14 protein-coding genes are annotated in these 13,439 nt (G+C 69.3%); 1 reads left to right on the forward strand and 13 read right to left on the reverse strand.

All coding sequences use genetic code 11. From position 1 onward, the window contains the following. Positions 1-30: 30 nt before the first annotated feature. The 11 genes from ACWEVR_RS17085 to ACWEVR_RS17135 form a co-directional block, all read right to left on the reverse strand. Positions 31-630, reverse strand: a complete 600-nt coding sequence (locus tag ACWEVR_RS17085; protein WP_067492229.1) for a GTP-binding protein — start codon at positions 628-630, stop codon at positions 31-33. Beyond that, a complete protein-coding gene (locus ACWEVR_RS17090) occupies positions 611-985 on the reverse strand; it encodes a DUF742 domain-containing protein (RefSeq protein WP_067492230.1) in 375 nt (124 codons plus the stop codon). Before ACWEVR_RS17090 ends, ACWEVR_RS17085 begins: the two co-directional genes overlap by 20 nt. A gap of 11 nt (positions 986-996) precedes the next feature. Then, the gene (locus ACWEVR_RS17095; RefSeq protein WP_067492231.1) at positions 997-1,404 is read right to left on the reverse strand and encodes a roadblock/LC7 domain-containing protein; all 408 of its coding nucleotides are present in this window, start codon (positions 1,402-1,404) and stop codon (positions 997-999) included. 1 nt (position 1,405) lies between these two features. Beyond that, entirely contained in the window at positions 1,406-3,751 is a 2,346-nt protein-coding gene (locus ACWEVR_RS17100; RefSeq protein ID WP_452467693.1) for a nitrate- and nitrite sensing domain-containing protein, read from the reverse strand. Between the two features lie 183 nt (positions 3,752-3,934). Continuing rightward, positions 3,935-4,342, reverse strand: coding sequence for a DUF779 domain-containing protein (locus ACWEVR_RS17105; RefSeq protein ID WP_067635477.1), 408 nt, complete (start codon positions 4,340-4,342; stop codon positions 3,935-3,937). Continuing rightward, positions 4,342-5,829: an aldehyde dehydrogenase family protein gene (locus ACWEVR_RS17110; RefSeq protein WP_452467694.1), complete on the reverse strand. Its 1,488-nt coding sequence runs from the start codon at positions 5,827-5,829 to the stop codon at positions 4,342-4,344. The genes ACWEVR_RS17105 and ACWEVR_RS17110 overlap by 1 nt, the downstream gene beginning before the upstream one ends. Positions 5,830-5,917: 88 nt before the next feature. Beyond that, a complete protein-coding gene (locus ACWEVR_RS17115; RefSeq protein WP_452467695.1) occupies positions 5,918-7,027 on the reverse strand; it encodes a transcriptional regulator in 1,110 nt (369 codons plus the stop codon). 263 nt (positions 7,028-7,290) lie between these two features. Further along, positions 7,291-7,608, reverse strand: a complete 318-nt coding sequence (locus tag ACWEVR_RS17120) for a hypothetical protein (protein ID WP_452467696.1) — start codon at positions 7,606-7,608, stop codon at positions 7,291-7,293. A gap of 139 nt (positions 7,609-7,747) precedes the next feature. Then, a complete protein-coding gene (locus ACWEVR_RS17125) occupies positions 7,748-8,896 on the reverse strand; it encodes an alkaline phosphatase family protein (RefSeq protein ID WP_452467697.1) in 1,149 nt (382 codons plus the stop codon). Next, positions 8,893-9,210 (reverse strand): nuclear transport factor 2 family protein, encoded by a 318-nt coding sequence (locus ACWEVR_RS17130; RefSeq protein ID WP_067492236.1) that lies wholly within the window; start codon positions 9,208-9,210, stop codon positions 8,893-8,895. The genes ACWEVR_RS17125 and ACWEVR_RS17130 overlap by 4 nt, the downstream gene beginning before the upstream one ends. 86 nt (positions 9,211-9,296) lie before the next feature. Continuing rightward, positions 9,297-9,911 carry a TetR/AcrR family transcriptional regulator gene (locus ACWEVR_RS17135; RefSeq protein ID WP_067635471.1) on the reverse strand — a complete coding sequence of 205 codons (615 nt, stop codon included), beginning with the start codon at positions 9,909-9,911 and terminating at the stop codon, positions 9,297-9,299. 121 nt (positions 9,912-10,032) lie between these two features. On the opposite strand from ACWEVR_RS17135, the gene ACWEVR_RS17140 reads away from it, so the two are divergent. Then, entirely contained in the window at positions 10,033-11,100 is a 1,068-nt protein-coding gene (locus ACWEVR_RS17140; RefSeq protein WP_452467698.1) for an NAD-dependent epimerase/dehydratase family protein, read from the forward strand. A 359-nt stretch (positions 11,101-11,459) separates the two neighbouring features. Here the strand turns inward: ACWEVR_RS17140 and ACWEVR_RS17145 are convergent, their stop codons facing one another. Both ACWEVR_RS17145 and ACWEVR_RS17150 read right to left on the reverse strand, forming a co-directional pair. Beyond that, positions 11,460-12,989, reverse strand: a complete 1,530-nt coding sequence (locus ACWEVR_RS17145) for a polyamine aminopropyltransferase (RefSeq protein ID WP_452467699.1) — start codon at positions 12,987-12,989, stop codon at positions 11,460-11,462. Next, complete coding sequence (locus ACWEVR_RS17150) at positions 12,989-13,414, reverse strand: DUF350 domain-containing protein (RefSeq protein ID WP_067492240.1); 426 nt, start codon at positions 13,412-13,414, stop codon at positions 12,989-12,991. Before ACWEVR_RS17150 ends, ACWEVR_RS17145 begins: the two co-directional genes overlap by 1 nt. Between the last annotated feature and the right edge of the window lie 25 nt (positions 13,415-13,439).

A 13,439-nucleotide genomic window follows, 5' to 3' on the forward strand; every position in this document is an offset into this window, starting at 1 on the left:
CCAGGGTGCTGGTGGGCGTCGCCGTGGGAGCTAGGTGGTGACCGGCGTGCGGGTGGCGCGGTCGATGAGGTACTCCACCAGGTGGGTGAGCACCGCCTTGGCCGACGGACGGTCGCGGGCATCACACAGGATCACCGGGGTGTTCGGGTCCAGGTCCAGCGCGTCGCGGACCTCGTCAACGGTGTAGCGGGGAGCACCGTCGAAGCAGTTCACCGCGATCAGGAACGGCAGCCCACGACGTTCGAAGAAGTCAACGGCGGCGAAGGAATTGCTCAGCCTGCGGGTATCGGCGAGCACGATCGCGCCGAGGGCGCCGCGGCACAGCTCGTCCCACAGGAACCAGAAGCGGTCCTGGCCGGGCGTGCCGAACAGGTACAGCACCAGGTCGCGGTCGATGGTGATGCGGCCGAAGTCGAGCGCGACCGTGGTCGTCGACTTCTGCTCCACCCCCGACAGATCGTCGACACCGGTGCTCACCTCGGTGATCAGCTCCTCGGTGCGCAGCGGGGCGATCTCGCTGATCGAGGAGACCATCGTGGTCTTGCCGACGCCGAAGCCGCCGGCGATGAGGATCTTGACCGAGGCGGCGAGGTGCCTGCTCATGGTCGGGTCAAAGTTTTCGGATGCCATCCAGAACCGCTCGCAATACGTTGAGGTCGCCGGCGCCTGCCTCGGCCGCTACCGGAGCCCGGAAGATGAGGTGGCCGTCGCCGATGAGATCACCGACGAGGATCTTGGTCACCGCAAGAGGAAGTTTCAGCACGGCCGACACCTCGGCCACCGACTGCGGACGTTTGCACAGCTGTGCGATCGTGCCGTACTCGGGTTCGGGCCTGCGCAGGGTCGGCGCGGGATGCACCGCGACAACCACTGTCAGCATGTCCAGGTCGTGCGCCGCACCCATGGTGCGGCCGCGGGTCACCGCGTACGGCCGGACCAGGGGTCCGGCCGCGTCGTCGAACCACGGATCGCCGAGTCGAGTCATGGTGCCGCGTCCTATATTTCGGCCAGCCCGTGACGCGGTTCCGCCGACAGGAAGCTGCCGACCCGCTGCACGGTGAGGTTCATCTCGTAGGCGACCATCCCGAGATTGGCCGACTCGGTGGCCTGCAACGCCAGGCAGGCGTTGTCACCGGCGGAGGTCACGAACAGGACGGCCCGATCGAGTTCGATCACGGCCTGGCGTACGCCGCCGCCGTCGAACCGGTTGCCCGCGCTGCGCGCCAGCCCGTAGAGCGTGGACGACATCGCCGCGAAATGCTCGGCGTCCTCCCGCTTCATCTGGGTGGAGCGCCCGAGCAGCAGCCCGTCGGTGGACAACACGACCGCGTAGCGGACCCCTGCCAGCCGGTCGACGAGATCGTCGAGCAGCCAGTTGAGATCACCTGGTTGGGGAGAGTTCACCTCAGCCTTCCTGTTCGTCCTGGTGAGAGTTCGACAGGGGCTTGCGGCCCTGTCGAGTGCCGATCTCGATCGCGGACATCAGGTCGCGGGCCTGCTCGGCGGAGCGGGGACGCGGCGCGGGCGCGGTCGTTTCGGCGGTGGTCGGTTCCTCGGCGAGTTCGGGTCGCAGATTCGTCTGCCGCTGACGGCGAGGCAGCAGGGGCCTGCCGTCGGGGCCGGTCTCCGGCTGCGGCGGGGCTTCGACCTCGACGACGCGGGTGTCGACGATCGGCTCGGCGGTGCGCGGTGCGGGCGGCTCGGCGACGAGAGTGGCCACCGGTGCCTGCTCGAGCGCGGCAGCGGGCGCCTGCTCGTGCGGGCGGGGCAGACCACGGCGCAGCGGCCCGGTGGTCGCGGGGGAGCTCGGCATCGCCGCGGTCCCGGCGAGCAGGTTCTGCGGGATGAGCACGATGGCACGGATGCCGCCGTAGTCGGATTCGCTGAGCCGCACCGAAACCCCGTGCGCGGTGGACAGTCTCGCGACCACGAACAAGCCCAGACGCGAATCCGAGGACAGCGTGCCCACGCCGAAGTCCGGCGGATCGGCGAGCATGTCGTTGTAGCGGGCCAGATCCTCGGGGCTCATGCCCATGCCCTGGTCGGTGATCTCGACGACCACACCCTTGCCGACGATGTTGCCGCCCGCTTCGACCCGCGACTGCGGCGGGGAGAACGCGGTGGCGTTGTCGACGAGTTCGGCGAGCAGGTGCACGAGGTCGGCGACCACGGTGCCGACGACGTCGACCTCGGGCAGCTTGGTGACCCGCACCCGCGCGTAGTCGAGGGTTTCGCCGATGGCGCTGCGCACGATGTCCATCAGCGGAATCGGGTTGCGCCACTGGCGACCCGGGCGGCCACCACCGAGGATGATGAGGTTCTCGGCGTTGCGGCGTTCGCGGGTGGCCAGGTGGTCGAGCCGGAACAGGGTCTCGAGCAGCGCCGGATCCTCCTGGCTGCGTTCGGCTTCGTCGAGGATCTCGAGTTGACGATGCACCACGATCTGGCTGCGGTGGGCGATATTGAGGAACACCGCGCGCACACCCTCACGGGTGCGTGCCTCGTCGACGGCGGCGCGCAGCGCTGCCGCGGCGGCGTGCTCGAAGGCGTCGGCGACCTGACCGATCTCGTCGCGACCGAAGTCGAGCTTCGGGGCGATGTCGGCGGGATCGACCTGACCGCCTTCGCGCAGGGCGCGCATGGTGGCCGGCAGCTGTTCGTCGGCAAGGGCGAGGGTTTCGGTGCGCAGCCTGCGCAGGCGGCGGATGATCCGGTTGGCCAGGATCACCGCGACCAGGAACGCCAGCAGGCTGACCACGACGACGCCGCCACCGGCCATCGCCGCGTTCACCTCGGCGCGCTGCGCGGTCTTCTCGGCCAGCTTCTGGATATGGCTGTTGTGAGCGCCGTAGGCCTCGATCATGGCCCGGTTGACTTCGCCTGCGGCGGTGTGCCATTCGGGGATCGACATGGGCAGGGCGGCGACGGCCTGCGTGCGGCTCGACGAGCCGGACGGCTGCTGCGGCGCGGCGAAACGGCTCACGATCGCCGACTCCATCGCGGCGAGCTGGGCGAAGTGCGGCGAGGACATCATCGCGGCGATCGGGGCGCGTTCGTCCTCGTCGAGCTCGGTGACGATGCCTGCCAATTCGGTGTGGTAGTAGCCGATCTGGTTGACGAGCTCCTCGATCGGGATGCCCGTCGGGCCGTCGGCGGTGACCAGCGACAGGGAGATCGCGTTGCTGCGCGACATCGCCTCGGCCGCGTGCAGCAGACGCACACCCTCGGCCACACCGGAGGCCACCTCCGCGTCGGGGGCCGCCCGCTCGGCCACCTTGGTGCCCTGGGTGAGCACGTCGAGCAGCCGGCTGTAGAAGGTGTAGGCGTCGTTGGCGGGCAACATCCGCGCGTCGGCGCCCTGGCGCACACCGGTCAGATGCGTCTTGAGAGTGTTGAATCCACCCTTGTCGTCACCGATTTCGGAATCGTCGACCGCGCGGATATCGGTGGAGATGTCGATCAGGCCCTGCACGGCCGCGTCGAGGCGGGTCCTGGCCGGGCCGAGGGCGTCGGCGGCGGTGTCGTCACCGGCCAGATAGGCCAGGGTGAGCTGACGTTCCGACTGCACCGCTTCGATCAGCGCGCGGGTATAGGGGACGGCCGCCTGCATCTCCGTCGCCCAGGTCTTGGCCTTGTTGCTCTCCTCGACCAGGTAGCCCGCCGTGCCGACGCCGACCACCACCAGGGTCAGACTGGGGATGAGAGCGATCGCCAGAATCCGGGTGCGAACACCGAGTCTCGCTAAGAACATCGCCATAACGTAACGGAATTGTTGCAGTGTTGCCGCACGGGTCTCGCTGAGCGAGACGCGATTTGGCATTCGGGGCGACCTCGAGCTCGCCCCGCCGGCTGAGCCGCGATGGCCCAGTCGGCGGGGGCTCGCCGTGCCCTGGCGTACCCGGAGGGGTGGGCCAGGTCAGGTCTTCTCCCGCGCCTACAGCGTGCGGTCGGCGCCGGTGCGCGGTGGCGGTGCGGCCGCGAGCGCCGCGTTCTCCGCCGCGGTCAACTGCCGCGCGCGCAGGACGAATCGCAGGCCGTGCGAGGCTTCCAGGGACTGCTCGGAGGCGGGTCCACGGGTCACATCGATGGTGAGGTGGGTGTCTTTCCAGCACTCGAATTGTTCCGGGCTGATCCAGAATTCGGTGTGCCAGCTCAGCCGGCCGAGCAGGATGTCGCTCTTCTCGATCGGGAACTGCCTGGTGGGTAAGCACATCGGCGCGGAGTCGTCCCCGCAGCAGTCGCCCGCCTGCCGGAACAGCACCGGGCCGTTGTCCTCGATGACGCGGCGCAGCAGGTCCTGGGCGCGTTCGGTGATATCCACGCGGTGGATCGTGTTCTGCATCAGAACATCCCTGGTGTCGTCGTCGAATGGCGCACCAGCAGGTTCTTGGACCGCTGGTAGCGCCCGAGCATCATGGCGGTGTTCTCGCCCGCGGCGTGCGCGGGGTAGGGGTGATAGCAATTGGCCCACACCCGGCGGGTGCCGACCGCGCCCGCGAACAGGTGCGCGGTGCCCAGATCGCGGGTCCACACGCCCGCACCGAGGCGGTGGGAGGTGTCGTCGGTGACCCGCACCGCTTCGTCGAGCGTGTCGAAGCGGGTCACCCCGAGCACCGGGCCGAAGATCTCCTCCTGGAAGATCCGCATCGAGTTGTGGCCTTCGAAGACGGTGGGTTCGATGTAGTACCCACCCGGCAGGCCGTCGACCTTGCGTGCTTCCCCTCCAGTCAGCACGCGGGCGCCTTCGGCTCTGCCGATATCGAAGTAGGACAGGATCCTTTCGTACTGGTCGTTGCCGGCCTGCGCGCCGATCATCGTCTCGGTGTCGAGCGGATGACCGGACACGACGGCCTCGGTGCGGGCGATGCAGCGGGCGAGGAACTCGTCGTAGATCGACGAGTGGATCAGCGCACGTGACGGGCACGTGCCGACCTCACCCTGGTTCAGGACGAACATCACGAATCCCTCGACGGCGCTGTCGAGGAACGTGTCGTCGGCGGCGAGGACATCGGCGGTGAACACGTTGGCGCACTTGCCACCCAGCCGCAGCGACACCGGGACGATGTTCTCGGCGGCGTGCCGCAGGATCAGCTGCGCCGTCGCGGTATCACCGGTGAAGGTGAGCTTGTCCAGGTGCGGGCTGCGCGCCAGCGGTACGCCCGCCTCCGCCCCGAATCCGTTGACCACGTTGAGTACACCGTCGGGCAGCAGGTCGGCGATCAGCTCCACGACGAGCAGCAGCGAGGCCGGGGTCTGCTCGGCCGGTTTGAGTACCACGCAGTTGCCCGCCGCGAGGGCGGGCGCGAGTTCCCATGCGGCGGTGAGGATCGGGTAGTTCCACGGCAGGATGTGCCCGACGACGCCGAGCGGACCGGACAGGTGGTAGGCCACGGTCTCGCTGTCGACCGTGGAGATCGTCCCCTCCTGTCCGCGCAGCACGCCGGCGAAATACCGGAAGTGGTCCACGGCCAGGGGTAGATCGGTGTGCAGGGTCTCGCGGACGGGTTTGCCGTTGTCCCAGGTCTCGGCGACCGCGAGCGGTTCGATGCTGTTCTCGATGCGGTCGGCGATGGCCAGCAGGATGGCCGCGCGATCGGCCGGGGAGGTGGCGGCCCAGCCGGGAGCGGCGCGGCGGGCGGCGGTGAGCGCCAGGTCGATGTCGGCGGCGCCGGAACGGGCGACAGCACAGAACGGCTCGCCGTCGACGGGGGAGGTGTTGTCGAAATAGCGGCCTTCGACGGGGGCGACCCATTCGCCTCCGATGAAGTTGTCGTATCGGGCGGCATAGCTGACTATGCCGGTATCCGATCCGGGCTTGCCGTAGATCATGCGTCTGGCTCCTCGCGACCTCGTGCGTGGTGGGACACACTATGGTCGGCGAAGGTTGGTACGAGGTTGGTCGTAGTGTTCGCGCAGGTCAGCCCTGGCGCGCGGTGTACAGGCGAGCGGTGACGACGGCCCGGCGGACGTCGTCGCGCGGCAGCAGTCGCAGGGCGTGTTCGTGCACGGCGACATCGCCGGGGCAGCGCTGCCCGAAGGCCACCGAGTGCTCGGGGCGATCGCTGGCCAGCACCGCGTCGCGCAGGCCGACATCGAGATGGTCGCGCCACTGGTGCACGCCGGGCAGATCGGAGCCGGGGAGCAGCGGTCCGCGATACAGCCACAGCGCCGAGGTGAGGTCGCCGCCCTCGATGGCCGCGAGCAGTTCCACCGCATCGCACGACACCGCACCGGTGAGCATGTACCGGCGGTTGGTGATCTCGCCCCTGGTCGCCCGGCGCAGATGGGAGACATCGGCTTTGAGCGTGTTCAGCGATACCGCGCGGTCGCCGTAGACGGCGGCGTGCAGCTGTTCCGGGGTGTACCCGTCGGGTTCGAGGGCGAGCAGGGCGAGGATCTCGAGCTGGCGCGGCGGCAGCGGGACGGGTCGGCCGTCGCGCAGCAGCCTTGCCGCGCCGAGACATTCGAGACGGACACCGGGAACGGGAGTCGGTGCCTCGGCGCGCAGCATGGTCTCCACGGCCGTCACGAGGGCGCGTACCGAGGTCATCACCATCGGGTGCGAGCGTTCCCAGGTGGAGGACAGATCGAGGACACCGACGGTGCGTCCGTCAGGTCCGTGGATGGGCGCCGAATAGCAGACCCACCCGTGCAGGGCGGCCACGAGGTGTTCGGCGGAGAACACGGTGCAGGCCCGGTCGTCGTGCAGGGCGAGCGACAGGCCGTTGGTGCCCATATGGCTTTCGTCCCACACCCCGCCGGGCGCGAAGTTCACCTGCTCACCCTGGCGGCGCAGGGTGCGGTCGCCCGCGGTCCACAGGATGGTGCCCGATTCGTCACTGACGACGGCGAGGTAGCCGGAATCCTCGGCGATACCACGCAATTGGCCCGCGAGTTCGGTGACCGGCCTGCGCAGCGGTGACTCTCGCCAGCGGCCGCTGATGTCGTCGAACCCGGGGGCGACGGTCTGGGCGGGGTCGACGGTGTGCAGGGAACGCTGCCAGGACCTGGCCACCTCCCGGCGCACGGGGCCGGTGTCGCGGGGCAGTTGCAGCGGACGCGACGGGGCGGCGAGGCGGTTCTATTGCTTCTCGATCGCGCCGCGATAGTCCGCGAGCCCGTCGGGCCTGGGCGATCCGGGAATCGGATCGTCGGATGCGCCCACGTTCACTCCTGCTCGTCGGTGGCTGTTCCTGTCTATCAGGTGTGCCACCGGCGTGGGCCGGGATTCCGGGCGGACTACCGGGTCACCGGGGTGTGCCCTGTCGCGTCGGCTTGACGCGCGGTCGGTTATTTGTTCAGGAACAGGCCCGCGATATCGGCGTTCTTGATGGGGGTGTCGATATTGCGCTGGCCCGCGCACAGCAGATCGACCTGCACGATCATCGCGTCGACCACGGTGCCTGCCGGTTCGTTGTCGTTGCCCGTCTGCTCTTTGATCGCCTTGGTGATGGTGATCCGCTTGGTGTCGGGCTCCTGGTTGATGTAATCGCGGCAGGGGGTGTCGCCGCCCTGGTTGAGCAGGCGCTCGACATCGGAGCAGCTGGTCACCAGCGCCGCCAGCACCGCGAGTCCGACCGCGACGGCGCCGCTGCGGGTGGCGTGCATGGTTCCTCCTGAAAGGTCGCGCCCGGTGCGACTCGCCCGGGTCCGCTTCAGACTAGATGCCGATCGCGACGGGCACGGAGGCGGTAGCGGAGCGTGTCCACGCCGGGACCTCGAGGGTCGGCACCATCGAACACAGCGGTCAGCTGCGGTGGATCCGCAACGGCACGAGCAGTTCGTCGGCGGTCAACGACCCGTGATGGCCGGGCATCTGCGATTGCAGGGGTTCGGCGCCGCTGCGGATCACCCCGCTCGTCCCGGTGGCGACCACCACGAGGTCACCGATCCGCGCCGCCACCTCCGGATCCACGCGCGGGCCGAACCATCCGGCCTCGATGACCTGGGCCTTGGTGCGCACCACGAACTCGTCACCGAGCGTGCCTGTCCAGGTGTCGGCGACCTGCTCGGCGGCGCCCGCTTCGGTGTAGACGTGGCGGGCGCGCGGTTCGCCGCCGAGCGCGCGCACGCCCGCGGACAGGTGCGGGTGGGTGTCGAAGTCGATGCGGTGCACCAGCGGCACCATGCCGTGATCGGCGGTGACGATCAACGCCGAGCGCGGCGGCAGGTTGCTCGCCAGCTCGGCCGCGATCCGGTCGACATTGGCCAGTTCGAACCGCCACGCCCCGGTCTGCGGGCCGCGCGCGTGTCCGGTGGTGTCGAGATCCGAATGATAGGTGTAGACAAGGGTTTTCGGTGCCGAGCCGAGCGCGGAGAGCACACCGTCGACCAGGTCGCCCACCGAGAAGGCTGTCCGGAACCCGCCACCGCGCCAGCCGGCGCGGGTGAGACCCGAGCCGTCCTGGTAGCTCGGTGCCACTTGGACGGCGGCGATGCCCGCGGCGGTCGCGCGTTCGAAGGTGGTGCGGTGCGGCTGGATTCGCTCCGGTGGGAACTCGGCGAGAGCGTCGAGTTTCGGCCCGTCGCCGGTGAGCTGCCAGCGCAGGCCGTTGAACAGGCGGTCCTGCCCGGGCAGTTGGAAGGTGTAGCCGACGGTGCCGTGTTCGCCCGGCGGCAGGCCGGTGCCGAGGGTGGTGAGGCTGGTCGCCGTCGTGCTGGGGAACCCGGCATCGAGTGTGGCTGCGGGCAACCCCGAAAGGAACGGCGCCGCAGCGCTTTCGGCGTCCAGAGCGGTGGCACCCAGCCCGTCGACGAGCAGCACGCACACATGGTCGACATCCAGCTCGAGACCGAGTCGGTCGTGCTCGCCGGGCACGCCGAGACAAGCCAGGATCGAGGGGAGCAGGTCGGCCAGTGACGCGTGGCCGTAACGCGGGAGGAGAAGTTCGTTCACGCCTGTCCGGTCTCGAAGCGGCTGATGAGGCCGTTGCGCACATCGAATCGCCAGGTGGTGCGCATGGAACCCCAGCGGCTGTTGGTGTAGTCGGCGGTGAACTCGAGTCCGTCGGCTTCCACCGTGTCGATCTCCAGATGCCCGTTGGCGCTGAAGATCTCGGCCTCGGTCCACTGCGCGAGGTTGCGTTCCACGCCGTCGTCGGACATCGTGGCGTCTTCGGCGAGCACGCCGTAGAAGCGGTCGGTGTCCTGGGCGTTGAGCGCGTCGACGAACGCCTCGACCGCGGGATCGAGTTTCACAGTCTCAGCCATCGGGCCTCCTGCTCGTGTTCGGGCGCACTGGGTAGAACAGCCTTACCCACTCTAGGGCCGCTCGTACACCCCGCACCGCAAAATTTTCAGGTGCGTGTGGCGACGAGCGCGGTGAAGGCGCGCATGATCTCGTCGACGAGGTCGGGCGCGTTGGTTCCCAGCTGTTCACTGCGCTTTTCGAGGTGGCCGTCGAGCCACAGCGAGGCGAGTCCGTGGCCGAGACTCCACCACGCCACGGCCAGCGTGTCGGCCTGGTTCGCGGGAAGCTGTCCGGCGGCGACACATTCGGTGACGGTGTCGGCGAGCACGCCGAAGGCGGTGTCACCGGCGTGCGCGGCGTCGGGATGCTTGTCCGGTTGGGACAATTCGGGCCGGAACATCAGCCGGAACAGGGCCGGGTTCTCGCGGGAGAACCGCACATAGGTGGCGGCGAGTTCGGTGAGCGCGGCCAGTGGGCTGCTCGCCTGCGCCCGCGTGGCGATCAATTCCTCGGCAAGGCGCTGGAAGCCGTCGACCGACAGCGCCGACAGCAGCGCCGCGCGATCCGCGAAGTGGTGGTACGGCGCGCCGCTGCTCACCCCGGCCTCGCGCGCGACCCGGCGCAGGCTCACCGCCGCGAGCCCTTCGCTCTCGATCAGGCGCAGGCAGGCCGCCATCAGGGTGGCTCGCAGGTCGCCATGGTGGTAACTGGTGCGCTTCACCCCTCCGAGCCTAGGCGACGCGCCCGGGAAAATAGGCACTGGACAGCAAATCTATGCGGTGCTTAGATTATCTGAGCACCGCTCAGATGGGTGGGCTCCTCCGAGGGAACGGATGAACACCATGACCGCAAGGGTTCTCGTCACCGGCGCCACCGGCTTCGTCGCCGGACACTGCGTCGCCGAACTGCTCGACCACGGATACGCCGTGCGCGGCACCGTGCGCGATCTCGGCGCCACCGCCAAGCGCGCCCACCTCACCGAGCTGGCCGCCCGTACCGGTGGCGAGCTGGAATTCGCCGCCGCGACGCTCGACGACGATGCCGGGTGGGCCGAGGCGGTGGCCGGCTGCGACACCGTGCTGCACGTCGCCTCCCCGTTCCCCGACAGTCCGCCGGAGAACGAGCGCGACCTCATCGAGCCCGCCGTACAGGGCACACTTCGGGTGCTGCGTGCGGCGGCCGCGGCCGGGGTGCGACGGATCGTGCTCACTTCCTCGGTGGCGGCGGTCGCCTACGGCCACGGCAACGACGACGTGCGGACCGAGAACGACTGGTCGGTGGTCGACCGGATTCCGGCCTACCAGAAGAGCAAGACCCTCGCCGAACGCGCTGCCTGGGACTACGTCGAATCCCTCGGCGACACCAGCGATCTCGAGCTGGTGGTGCTGAACCCGGGCATGATTCTCGGGCCGCTGCTCGAACCACGAACCAGCACCTCGCACGCACCGATCCAGCGCCTGCTGGCCCGCGATGTGCCGGGTTCGGTGCGCACCGGCTGGTCCCCGGTCGACGTGCGCGACCTCGCCGTCGCCCACCGCCTCGCCATGGAAGTCCCCGCGGCGGCGGGCAACCGCTACATCTGCGGCGGTGAGCCGCTGTGGATGGCGGAGCTGGCCGGCCTGCTCGCCCGCGACTTCGGCCCCCAGGGCTTCCGCGTGCCGACACGGGTACTGCCCGACGCCCTGGTCCGCCTCGTCGCCCTCTTCGACAAGACTGTCCGCCTCACCGTGCCGGTCCTCGGCCGTGCCGAACGGGTGAGTTCTGAGAAGGCTCGCCGCGAACTCGGCTGGACCATGCGCCCGGTGGAACAGACGGTCCGCGACACCGCCGACAGCCTGATCGCCTTCGGCGTCGTCACCGCACCGGGCAAGCGTCGATCAGCACCAGCCGTTCCGGCCGGAACACGCTGAGCGGAAAGGGAAGACGATGCTCGTCACCGCTCTGATCCTGACCCTCGTCGGTGCGTTCCGACGGACTCGGCGCCGCCGCGCGGGTGGCGAATCTGCGTCACGGTGCGTGGACGCGTCAGTATTCGGGGGCCGTCTGCGGTCCGTAGCGCCGGTCGAGGTGTACCGCCGGGCGCGACGCGGGCTGGCGTCGGCCGCGCTGAGTGTCGGTGCTGCGGTGCGCGCCGTGGCGGCTGGCGCGGGTGCCCGGCTCAACCGTCTCGGACGGCGTATGCGGCGACAAGGACGGGCACTGTCGACTTCCGTGGCGGTGTTGGCCTTGGCCGTCACGGGAACCCAATTGGCCTGCGGTTGAACCGGGTTCAGCGCCATTCCTGGCGTTGGAGGTCCAGGATCACCGGGTGCATGAGGGTGGAGACCTGAGGGTCTTTCGGGCGGCGGTCCGGGGGGAAGACGGTGGCGGCGGTGAGGGTTTCCTCGTCCAGGGAGCGTAGGGGAGTGGGGGAGCGCAGGGCGGGGGTCGGGGGCTCGTTCATCGCCGCGAGGACGAAGCCCCAGTCGCCGAAACTGGGAACATCCACGTGGAACGGGGTGGTGTGCAGTCCGGCAGAGCGCAGGGTGGCGTCGATGGTCCAGAAGGAGCGTGGCGCGAAGAACGGGGAACCGGACTGGACGACCAGGCGGGCGCCGGGCGCCAGGACGTTCGCGGTCATCGCGTAGAACTCCTGCGAGTACAGCTTGGCGACCGAGGTCTGGTCGGGGTCGGGCAGGTCGACGATCACCGCGTCGAAAAGCCCTGGCGTACCGCGCAACCAGTTGAAGGCGTCGGCGTTGACCACCCGCACGCGCGGATCGTCGAAGGCGTGCCGGTTCAGTTCGGTGAGCCGGTCGTCGGTGCGGGCCAGCTCCACCATCGCCGGATCGAGCTCGACCAGCGTCACCCGCTCCACGTCGGGGTAGCGCAGGATCTCACGCAGCGCGAGCCCGTCGCCACCGCCGAGCACGAGCACCGAGCGCCGTGACCCGGCGAGCACCGGATGCACCAGCGCCTCGTGGTAGCGGTACTCGTCGACGGAGGAGAACTGCAGGCCGCCGTTGAGGAACAGTCGGGTGTCGGTGGTGGCGAACGGCGAGAACGACTCGGTGAGCACGATCTGCTGATATGGCGTGCGGGTCTGCCACACGATCGGATGCGCGAACAGCGCCTGCTGCGCGGTGGCCTCGAAACGGTCGGCGTACAGGTAGGCGCTCGACAGGCCGCAGGCGACGACGGCGGTCGTGGCGATCAATGTGTGCCGGGCGGCGCGGGTCATCCGGTCGCGAAAGAAGAAGAACGCCAACGCCAGACCGGCGATCGCGTTCACCACACCCACCACGAGGCTGCCGCGGATCTGTCCGAACACCGGCAGCAGCAGGAAGGGGAACGCCAGGCCACCCAGCAGCGCGCCGACATAGTCGGCGGCGAACAGGTCGGCCACCGCGCTGCTGGCCTCCTGCCTGCGCACCTGCTGCAACAGCTCCATCAGCAGCGGGATCTCGGCGCCGACGAGCATCCCGATCACCGCCGCCGCCACGACGAGCGCGGCGGTGTACACGTTGAGCCAGGCGTAGCTGGCGTAGAGCGCCGCCACCGACAACCCGCCGATCACCGCGAGCGCCAGCTCCACCGCGACGAACGCGGCGGCGGCATGCGGGCGCAACGGTTTGGCGAGGAGCGCACCGACACCCATCGCGCACACCATCACGCTCAAGGTGATCGAGGCCTGCGCGGCGGTGTCACCGATCAGATAGCTGCCGAGGGTCACCAGCGACAGCTCGTACACCAGACCGCAGGCGGCGCAGACGAATACCGTCGCCAGCAGCGCCGCCCGCGCCAGGCGGTGGGTGGGCATCAGGTGAGGCCCGCGGCCACCACCAGCGCGACGGCGACATGGGCCGATGCCGTCACCCAGACCGCCGGGTGCGGTTCGGGATCGGCGACAACGGTCCGGAAATCACCGGGGGTGAGCGCGTCGAGCAGCACGAACGCCAACGCCATCGCGGCCAGCCCGATCACGCCGTACACCGCGCTCGCCAGCAGCGCCTTCACGATCTCCCCGTCGGAGGTCCAGATGGCGGTGGCGACGATGATGCCGGTGCCGAACAGGTTCGAGGCGAGCAGGGTCGCGGCGTTGCGGTTGCGTTCGATCCAGATCTGCGCGCGCAGATCACCGGGGGTGAGCAGGTCGACGAGCCCGAATCCGACGGCCATCAACACGATTCCCACCGCGGAATAGGCGAGCGCGGCGCCCGCGTCCGCCCCCAGTTCGGCGAGCATGAGTGTCCTCCTGTGCTTGTGAGGC

This window comes from Nocardia sp. NPDC003979 (assembly GCF_053605015.1).

What these genes read in the sequence shown, in the direction of transcription:
- ACWEVR_RS17085 (WP_067492229.1), bottom strand. Translation starts at nt 630, where the DNA reads ATGGCATCCGAAAACTTTGACCCGACCATGAGCAGGCACCTCGCCGCC.
- ACWEVR_RS17090 (WP_067492230.1), bottom strand. Translation starts at nt 985, where the DNA reads ATGACTCGACTCGGCGATCCGTGGTTCGACGACGCGGCCGGACCCCTG.
- ACWEVR_RS17100 (WP_452467693.1), bottom strand. Translation starts at nt 3,751, where the DNA reads ATGTTCTTAGCGAGACTCGGTGTTCGCACCCGGATTCTGGCGATCGCT.
- ACWEVR_RS17105 (WP_067635477.1), bottom strand. Translation starts at nt 4,342, where the DNA reads ATGCAGAACACGATCCACCGCGTGGATATCACCGAACGCGCCCAGGAC.
- ACWEVR_RS17110 (WP_452467694.1), bottom strand. Translation starts at nt 5,829, where the DNA reads ATGATCTACGGCAAGCCCGGATCGGATACCGGCATAGTCAGCTATGCC.
- ACWEVR_RS17120 (WP_452467696.1), bottom strand. Translation starts at nt 7,608, where the DNA reads ATGCACGCCACCCGCAGCGGCGCCGTCGCGGTCGGACTCGCGGTGCTG.
- ACWEVR_RS17130 (WP_067492236.1), bottom strand. Translation starts at nt 9,210, where the DNA reads ATGGCTGAGACTGTGAAACTCGATCCCGCGGTCGAGGCGTTCGTCGAC.
- ACWEVR_RS17140 (WP_452467698.1), top strand. Translation starts at nt 10,033, where the DNA reads ATGACCGCAAGGGTTCTCGTCACCGGCGCCACCGGCTTCGTCGCCGGA.
- ACWEVR_RS17145 (WP_452467699.1), bottom strand. Translation starts at nt 12,989, where the DNA reads ATGCCCACCCACCGCCTGGCGCGGGCGGCGCTGCTGGCGACGGTATTC.
- ACWEVR_RS17150 (WP_067492240.1), bottom strand. Translation starts at nt 13,414, where the DNA reads ATGCTCGCCGAACTGGGGGCGGACGCGGGCGCCGCGCTCGCCTATTCC.